Annotated in this window: 9 protein-coding genes; 5 read left to right on the plus strand and 4 right to left on the minus strand. The window is 65.0% G+C overall.

What is annotated here, in order from left to right; translation table 11 throughout:
- Positions 1-1,352: 3-phosphoshikimate 1-carboxyvinyltransferase (aroA, locus tag Q0094_RS13510; RefSeq protein ID WP_297620608.1), on the minus strand; the 1,352-nt coding region annotated here is incomplete at its 3' end.
- 350 nt (positions 1,353-1,702) lie between these two features.
- On the opposite strand from aroA, the gene Q0094_RS13515 reads away from it, so the two are divergent.
- On the plus strand, positions 1,703-2,629 hold the full coding sequence (locus tag Q0094_RS13515; protein WP_297620610.1) for a Hint domain-containing protein: 927 nt from the start codon (positions 1,703-1,705) through the stop codon (positions 2,627-2,629).
- 98 nt (positions 2,630-2,727) lie between these two features.
- Entirely contained in the window at positions 2,728-3,327 is a 600-nt protein-coding gene (locus tag Q0094_RS13520) for a 50S ribosomal protein L25/general stress protein Ctc (RefSeq protein ID WP_297620613.1), read from the plus strand.
- Between the two features lie 62 nt (positions 3,328-3,389).
- Here the strand turns inward: Q0094_RS13520 and Q0094_RS13525 are convergent, their stop codons facing one another.
- Positions 3,390-4,097 (minus strand): FkbM family methyltransferase, encoded by a 708-nt coding sequence (locus tag Q0094_RS13525; protein ID WP_297620616.1) that lies wholly within the window; start codon positions 4,095-4,097, stop codon positions 3,390-3,392.
- 167 nt (positions 4,098-4,264) lie between these two features.
- Here Q0094_RS13525 and pth point away from each other — a divergent pair, with 167 nt between their 5' ends.
- The 3 genes from pth to Q0094_RS13540 all read left to right on the plus strand — a co-directional run bounded on the left by pth (position 4,265) and on the right by Q0094_RS13540 (position 6,488).
- Positions 4,265-4,954 carry an aminoacyl-tRNA hydrolase gene (gene pth, locus Q0094_RS13530; RefSeq protein WP_297620620.1) on the plus strand — a complete coding sequence of 230 codons (690 nt, stop codon included), beginning with the start codon at positions 4,265-4,267 and terminating at the stop codon, positions 4,952-4,954.
- Between the two features lie 209 nt (positions 4,955-5,163).
- Positions 5,164-5,955: a serine hydrolase gene (locus Q0094_RS13535; protein WP_366940298.1), complete on the plus strand. Its 792-nt coding sequence runs from the start codon at positions 5,164-5,166 to the stop codon at positions 5,953-5,955.
- Positions 5,956-6,098: 143 nt separating this feature from the next.
- Entirely contained in the window at positions 6,099-6,488 is a 390-nt protein-coding gene (locus Q0094_RS13540) for a DUF2237 domain-containing protein (RefSeq protein WP_297620623.1), read from the plus strand.
- 6 nt (positions 6,489-6,494) lie between these two features.
- Here Q0094_RS13540 and Q0094_RS13545 read toward each other — a convergent pair whose 3' ends face one another.
- On the minus strand, positions 6,495-7,013 hold the full coding sequence (locus tag Q0094_RS13545) for a LuxR C-terminal-related transcriptional regulator (protein ID WP_297620625.1): 519 nt from the start codon (positions 7,011-7,013) through the stop codon (positions 6,495-6,497).
- Positions 7,014-7,037: 24 nt separating this feature from the next.
- On the minus strand, positions 7,038-7,439 hold the full coding sequence (locus tag Q0094_RS13550) for a hypothetical protein (RefSeq protein ID WP_297620628.1): 402 nt from the start codon (positions 7,437-7,439) through the stop codon (positions 7,038-7,040).
- Between the last annotated feature and the right edge of the window lie 167 nt (positions 7,440-7,606).

Here is a 7,606-nt window from a genome sequence, read left to right on the forward strand (position 1 = left end):
GCCCGGTTCACCCGGTCGAGCCGCGCCCCGAGACCCCGCATCAAGGGCTCGAAGACCGGAAATGACGTGGCGATCGGGCCCGCATCATCCACCGTGATCGGCTGGCCCGAGGCCAGACCCGCGCACAGAAACGACATCGCGATCCGGTGATCGAGATGGGTGGCGACCGTCACGCCCCCCTCGACCCCGCCCGGGCCGCGCCCATGCACGATCCACCAATCCGGCCCATCCTCGACCGTCACGCCCGCCGCGCGCAGACCCGCGGCCATGGCGGCGATCCGGTCGCTTTCCTTGACCCGCAATTCCTTGACGCCGCGCATCACCGTGGCCCCTCGGGCATTGGCCGCGACAATCGACAGAATCGGGTATTCATCGATCATGCTGGCCGCGCGCTCGGGCGGCACCTCGATGCCATGCATGTCGGGCGAATAGCGCGCGCGCAGATCGGCCACAGGCTCACCCCCTTCATCGCGCAGGTTCTCATAGGTCAGATCGGCGCCCATCTCGCGCAGCGTCTCGAACAGACCGGCGCGGGTGGGGTTGAGGCCGATACCCGGCACCACAACGTCCGAGCCCGGCACGATCAGCGCGGCGCAAACGGGGAAAGCGGCCGAACTGGGATCGCAGGGCACGGCGATGGTCTGGGGCTTCAATTCCGGCTGGCCGGTCAGGGTGATCACCCGGCCCTCGGGCGTGATCTCGGTCGTGATCTCGGCCCCGAACCCCGCCAGCATCCGCTCGGTATGGTCGCGCGTGGCCTCGGCCTCGATCACGATGGTCTGGCCGGGCGCATTCAGGCCCGCCAGCAGCACCGCCGATTTCACCTGCGCCGAGGGCACCGGCGTGGCGTAGCGCACGGGCAAGGGATTGGCCGCCCCGGTGATCGTCATCGGCAAACGCCCCCCCTTGCGCCCGACAGATGTGGCCCCGAACAGCGCCAGCGGGTCGGTCACACGCGCCATCGGACGCGACCGCAAGGACGCGTCCCCGGTAAAGGTCGCCGTGATGGGCGCGCTCGCCATCGCCCCCATGATCAGCCGCACGCCCGTGCCCGAATTGCCGCAATCGATCACATCGGCGGGTTCGGCAAAACCGCCAACGCCCACGCCATGCACATGCCAGGTGCCATCCGCATCGCGTGTCACCTCGGCCCCAAAGGCCTGCATGGCGCGCGCGGTATCCAGCACATCTTGCCCTTCCAGCAGGCCGGTGATGACCGTTTCGCCCACCGCCAGCGCGCCCAGGATCAGCGAGCGGTGGCTGATCGACTTGTCGCCCGGCACCACGGCCGTACCGCTCAGGGGCGCGCTTTTGCGCGCAGTCATCGGAACGGGGGCACCATGGCTCGACATTGCGCGCATCTCCTTACGTGGTTGCCCGCGCGTGATAGACGCGCGCGGGTGGGTCGTAAACTCCTTCCAACCGATCATGGCGGGAAATCCGCCATAGTGCAGCCCGCAAAATCGGCTACCCGAAAGCGGCGGGGCCACACCACCGACCACCACCGCGCAAACGCCTTGGCAATAAGATGCCCGGCGACGCCGGCCGCTCCATCACAATGGTGACTGAAAACTTGACGATCAGCTGGCGCATTAACGTTTTGTTAACGATTGAGTCGCTCTCGTAGCTAGAGTGAAAATATGTAGTGGGCCCGACGGCGGTCTGGGCCCTGTGTGCGGCGCGAACAGGTGCGAGGTTCAGGGTGGCGTTCCATGCGACCCACAGCGTGCAATTGCTGAACTGGACCCTGAGCGGACACCGCGACACCCCCTTGTCATCTGGCACTCTAAGCTGGAGTGGATGGAGCCCCACACCCTTCAGCGGCACCGTCACTGACAACCAGACGCCAAACGCATTGGACCGGAATGGCGATTTCTTCGGCGCGCAGGGCAACACCTTCACCGGCTATCACGTGAATATCGGCGGGCAGAATTTCGGCATCTTTCAGGTTGGGTCCATGCGTGTGATCCCCTACAATCCGGCGCAGTTCGACATCACCAGCGTCTTTCCGAATGCGGCGTCGTCGACAGTTGCGTTCAGCCCGACACTGACCACCGCAGCCAATTGTTTTCTGACCGGCACCCGCATCGCCACCCCCACAGGCCCGCGCCCGATCGAGACCTTGACCCCGGGCGAGCCGCTGCTGGGCGCCGAGGGCCACACCATCGCGCTGCGCTGGATCTGGCGCCAGCCTGTCGCCCGCATCGTCGGGCTGGACGATGACCGCGCCCCGGTCCGCATCACGGCCCACGCATTCGCCCAAGGCTGCCCGGACCGTGACCTGATGCTCAGCCGCGATCATGCGATCTGGATCGACGGGTTTCTTGTCACGGCGGGCGCATTGGTGAATGGCACAAGCATCCGGCATGTTCCGATGTCCGACATGCCCGCCCAATTCACCTATTGGCATCTTGAAACGGATGACCACAGCCTGATCCTTGCCGAAAACTGCCCTGCCGAAAGCTTTGTGCCCTATACCGCAAGATCGGCCCATGATGGCCATGGCGCCTATCTGGCCCGCTACGGCCAGGACCGGGTCATCGCGGAAATGCGCCTGCCCCGCATCGGCGCGGCCCGGCTTGTGCCCGCAGCGCTGCGCGCACGGCTGGGGATCGGGCACGCCGCCTGATCGGGGCTTTACAATCAGGCGATTTCCCCCTATCGCGCAGCCTTCAACCGGGGCCCGACACCCTTGGAGGCGGCCCCTCTATCTGATGGAGAACAGCAATGGCTGGTGAGATTCCAGATCTTATCGCCGAGGCACGGACGGGGACAGGCAAGGGGGCCGCCCGTCAAGCACGCCGTGATGGCATGGTGCCCGGTATCGTCTATGGCGGCGGCAAAGACCCGCTCGCAATCCAGATGCCTTTCAATGTCTTGCTCAAGCGGCTGAAGCAGGGGCGGTTCCTGTCGACGCTCTTCAACCTCAAGGTCGAAGGCCAGGAAGACGTGCGCGTCATCTGCCGTGGCGTGCAGCGCGACGTGATCAAGGATCTGCCGACCCATGTGGATTTGATGCGCCTGCGCCGCACCTCGCGCGTGGCATTGTTCATTCCCGTGGAATTCATCAACCACGAGCAGTCGCCGGGCCTCAAGCGTGGCGGCGTTCTGACCGTGGTGCGCGCCGAGGTTGAATTGATCGTGACAGCGGGTGACATCCCCGATCACATCACCGTCGATCTGGAAGGTCGCAACATTGGCGACGTCATCCATATTTCGGATGTCGTTCTGCCCCAAGGCGCCAAGCCCACGATCGACCGCGATTTCGTGATCGCCAATGTCTCGGCCCCCTCGGGGCTGGTCAGCGCCGACGCAGCCGAGGCGTGATCGCGCCCCGGCACGGACGGGAAAGACCGATACGACACGCCGCCCCCCCGGGGCGGCGTTTTTCATTCCGGGCCTGACCGGCCTTTGCGGTCGGGCGCCTTGATCGGGGCCCAGACCCTGCGAAACCCAAGAACCTTTCCACGTGACGTGCCCGGATCATAGGTCATGTCCATGGCCGACATGAAATCGACGATTTTCTTGATGATGCGGGGGCGGTATTTCCTTGGATGCACCTCCAGCACGCAAAACCGCAAAGGGCATGTCCAAGGCTGGTCGAACATATCGGCCTCGGCCCCTTCGACATCCATCAAGACGACATGGGGCTTGTGGGCGTCCATCAGGGCGTGAACCGAGATCAGCGGCACCGTGATCTTTTGCCCATGCGACTTGAGACCCGATCCGCAGAAACCCGCCGACAGGGCGAAGCGGGCGGTCGCGCCATGCGCAACGGGGCCTGTGACCGCGCCGTGGATCACCCGCACACCCGGCACAGCATTGCGCCGCAGATTGCCCTCGATCACAGGCAGAAGTGCGGGGTTGGCCTCGACGGACAGCACGTTTTCGGGGCCCGCACGCTGGGCGCAGATCGCGGTGACATAGCCGATACCCGCGCCCAGTTCCAAAACCCGAAAGCCGGGCCGGACACAATGCCGGGCGGCGCGCGCCTCATCTGCCTCATAGGTGCCGTCGGAGAGTTTTTCCCGGATGCCCGGCGTGGCAAGCCCTTCGGGCAGGGTCAGATCCACACCATTCAGTCGGAACTCATGCACGCCGGGCGCCCCTTTTGGTCTGTGACGGCGCTTGCGCCATCATCGACAGGTCCCTGCCGCAACACCATGGCAATTTCAGGGCAAGATGGCCTGCCCCGCCTTGAGGCTTGGCAAACCCGCGTGAGGCTGGCATCACCGGGCGCGGACAGCCAAGGGGGGCAAAGGCCATGCAGCTTTGGGTCGGCTTGGGCAATCCGGGCGCGAAATACGCGGCCAATCGGCATAACATCGGCTGGATGGCGCTGGACCGGATCGCGGCCGATCACGGCTTTGGCCCGTGGCGCGCCAAGTTTCAAGCCAGCCTGTGCGACGGCGTCTTGGGCGGCCAAAAGGTGATCTTGCTCAAGCCCGAAACCTTCATGAACCTGTCGGGCCAATCGGTGGGCGAGGCGATGCGCTTTTTCAAGCTGACGCCCGCCGATATCACCGTGTTCCATGATGAGCTGGACCTTGCGCCGGGCAAGGCCCGCGTCAAGACGGGCGGGGGGCATGCGGGCCATAACGGCCTGCGCTCGATCCATCAGCATATCGGCGAGGCCTATCACCGCGTCCGCCTTGGCATCGGTCATCCCGGCCACAAGGACCGCGTTGCACCTTACGTTTTGTCCGATTTCGCCACATCCGAGCAAGCCTGGCTGGAGGATCTGCTGCATGGCCTGTCAAAGGGCGCTCCGGATCTTGCGCGGGGCGACAGCGCACGGTTCTTGAACGCCATTGCCTTGCGCACCGCACCGCCGCGCGCGTCAAGATCGCCCGATACCCCCACGGCCAAAGCCACGACCCCCACCCCATCGCAAGCCGATCTTGACACCACGCCGCGGTCGCCCTTGCAAAGGCTGATGGACAAGTTCCGCTAGGTCAGGCCCCGGCCCACTTGCCGCGCGCCTGTCGGCCGTGCTTTCGTGCCGCCACACGGGGGGGCAACCATCATGCGCCGCGTCTTTCTGATGGTGCCGGTGCCGCACGGTGATGGTCCGATCCGCCCGCTGGCATCAGGCCCGCAAATGACCTTGCCGCCCAAGGTGGCAGAACGGATCGGCGCATCTCGTGGTCGGTGGCCAATGGCATGCTCTCGGCACTTTTGGGCACGCTTTTGGCCGATGGCACGTTCCCGGATCTGGATGCCCCTGTCGCACGCTATGTCCCCGGCCTGATCGGTTCAGCCCATGAGGGCGCAACAATCCGCAACGTGTTGCAGATGGCGTCAGGCGTGGAATTCGACGAGGATTATCTGGATCAGAATTCCGACATCAACCGCATGGGGCGCGTGATCGCCTTGGGTGGCACGCTGGACGGCTTTACCGCCGGGCTCACCGCGCATGCTGCACAGCCGGGCCTGGGCTGGCAATATGTCTCGATCGGCACCCATGGGATCGGCATGGCGATCCGGGGCGCCACCGGGCGCGACATCCCCTCGCTTTTGTCCGAACGCATCATCGCCCCCTTGGGGCTTGAGGCAGAACCCTATTCTCTGGTCGATGGCGAAGGGGTGGCCTTTGTGCCGGGCGGGCTGAACCTGACCACGCGCGATCATGCCCGCTTTGGTCAGATGATCGCGCAAGATGGCGTCTGGCAAGGCACCCGCATCTTGCCCGAGGGTTGGGTGGCACAATCAACCGCGGCCTCGGCCCCGACGCCGCCGGGCGCGATCGGCTATGGCTATCAGTGGTGGGTTCCGCTGGGATCGCAACCGGGCCAGTTCACGGCGCGCGGCATCTATGGGCAATATCTCTATGTCGACCGGAACCGCAATGTGGTGATCGCCGCCAACGGGGCCGATCGGGGCTTTCGTGAACCGGCTGTGGATGACGCCAATATCGCGATGTTCCGGCGCATCGCGCAAATCCTTGCACCTTGATGTCGCTCGCAAGGGCCATGCAGGACCCGCGCCCGCAGGGATGGAAAGTGACAGGCCATCATTCGCTTTCAGGTTGTCAACATTGCCAAATACCGCAAGCCTGCTAGCGTATCCCGATAGGCAACACAGCCAGGAACAGCGCGATGGGATTTACCATGGACAAATCGGTCAATGTGCTGGGTCAGCCGCTGCAAAGCTGTTCGCGCGAACCGATGACCGGGTTTTTTCGCAATGGCGCGTGCGACACCTGCGCCGAGGATCGCGGCAGCCACACGGTCTGCGCGGTGATGACGGCCGAATTCCTGGCCTATTCGAAATATGTCGGCAATGATCTGTCGACACCGCGTCCGGAATTCAGGTTTTCAGGGCTGGTGCCGGGGGATCAGTGGTGCCTTTGCGCCAGCCGCTTCCTGCAGGCCCATGACGAGGGCGTCGCGCCGCGGGTAAACCTGTCGGCGACGCATGAACGCGCGCTTGATATCGTGCCGCTCGACGTGCTCGAGGTGCATGCGCTGGACATGCCCCAGCGCTGAGCGTGGTCAGGCGGCCGGGCGCGACGGATCCGGGCGGACCAAATCGCCGTCCATCAGATCTTCGACGAACAGGCTCAGAAGCTGCGGGCGGCCCGACACGCCTGCCTTGCGGTAGATCGCGTTGGTCTGCGCCTTGACGGTGCCCTCGGAGGTCGCGCGCAGCGCCGCGATCTCGGCGATGGAACAGCCCTTGAGCGCGAACAGTGCCACGTCGCGTTCGGCGGGGGTCAGGCCCCAGCCCTCGAACCGATCCTCGACCAGATCCATGAAGGCGCCCGAGGCTGCACGCAGGGCCTGTTCGGCGGCGCGCGTGCGCCGGAGCGAACTGCGCAGCAAAAGCCCGCCCGCCGCCGTCCCAAGAATCAGGCCGATCGCCGCCCCGATCTCCATCAGTTCGCGCACACGCCACGGCACCGGATCGAGTGGCACGCCCAGCACCGACAGCACGATGTCGGACACAAACACCACGGCACAGACGCCCTGCACCCCGAGGATCACGGCAAAAAGGCCCGGGCGGTTCAGCATCCGACCGACCCGGCGACAGGGGCGTCAATCATCGTCATCATCGTCACCGCTGCCGTCGTCTGTGTCTTCGTTGTCGTCGTCATCGCCGTCGTCATCGCCGTCGTCTTCGTCATCATCGTGTTCGTCGTCATCATCGTCGTAATCGGCGATGTCGGGCACACCCGGACCGTCACCGCCGCGCAGGGCAAGATCGCGCAGGACAAGGCCGTTGCGCGGGTCGAGCACCAGTTCGCGCTGCAGGTCGCCACGTATGGCCGTGATGCGCACCCGGCCGAGCAGGGTGCGCTGGACGTCGATGATGGCAAAACCCTGCGCCTCGAGCTGTCGCAGCACCCCTTGCGTGACAGGGTCGCCCTGCGCAAAGGCAGGAACAGCCCCGGCGGGGACAGCCAACAGGCCGGTCAGGAATCCGCGTCGTGACAGCATGGGATCGGGGTCCTTGCAACAGAGCCCCGCCAGCCTGCCACGGGCCGGCGGGAGCATGGAGGGATCAGGCAGAATGATGCAACGGCGCGGGATCAGTCGTCATCGCCGTCATCATCTTCGTCGTCATCGTCATCGTCATCTTCTTCCTCATCCTCGTCGTCGTCGTC

Source organism: uncultured Roseicyclus sp. (assembly GCF_937892565.1).
Classification (GTDB): domain Bacteria; phylum Pseudomonadota; class Alphaproteobacteria; order Rhodobacterales; family Rhodobacteraceae; genus Roseicyclus.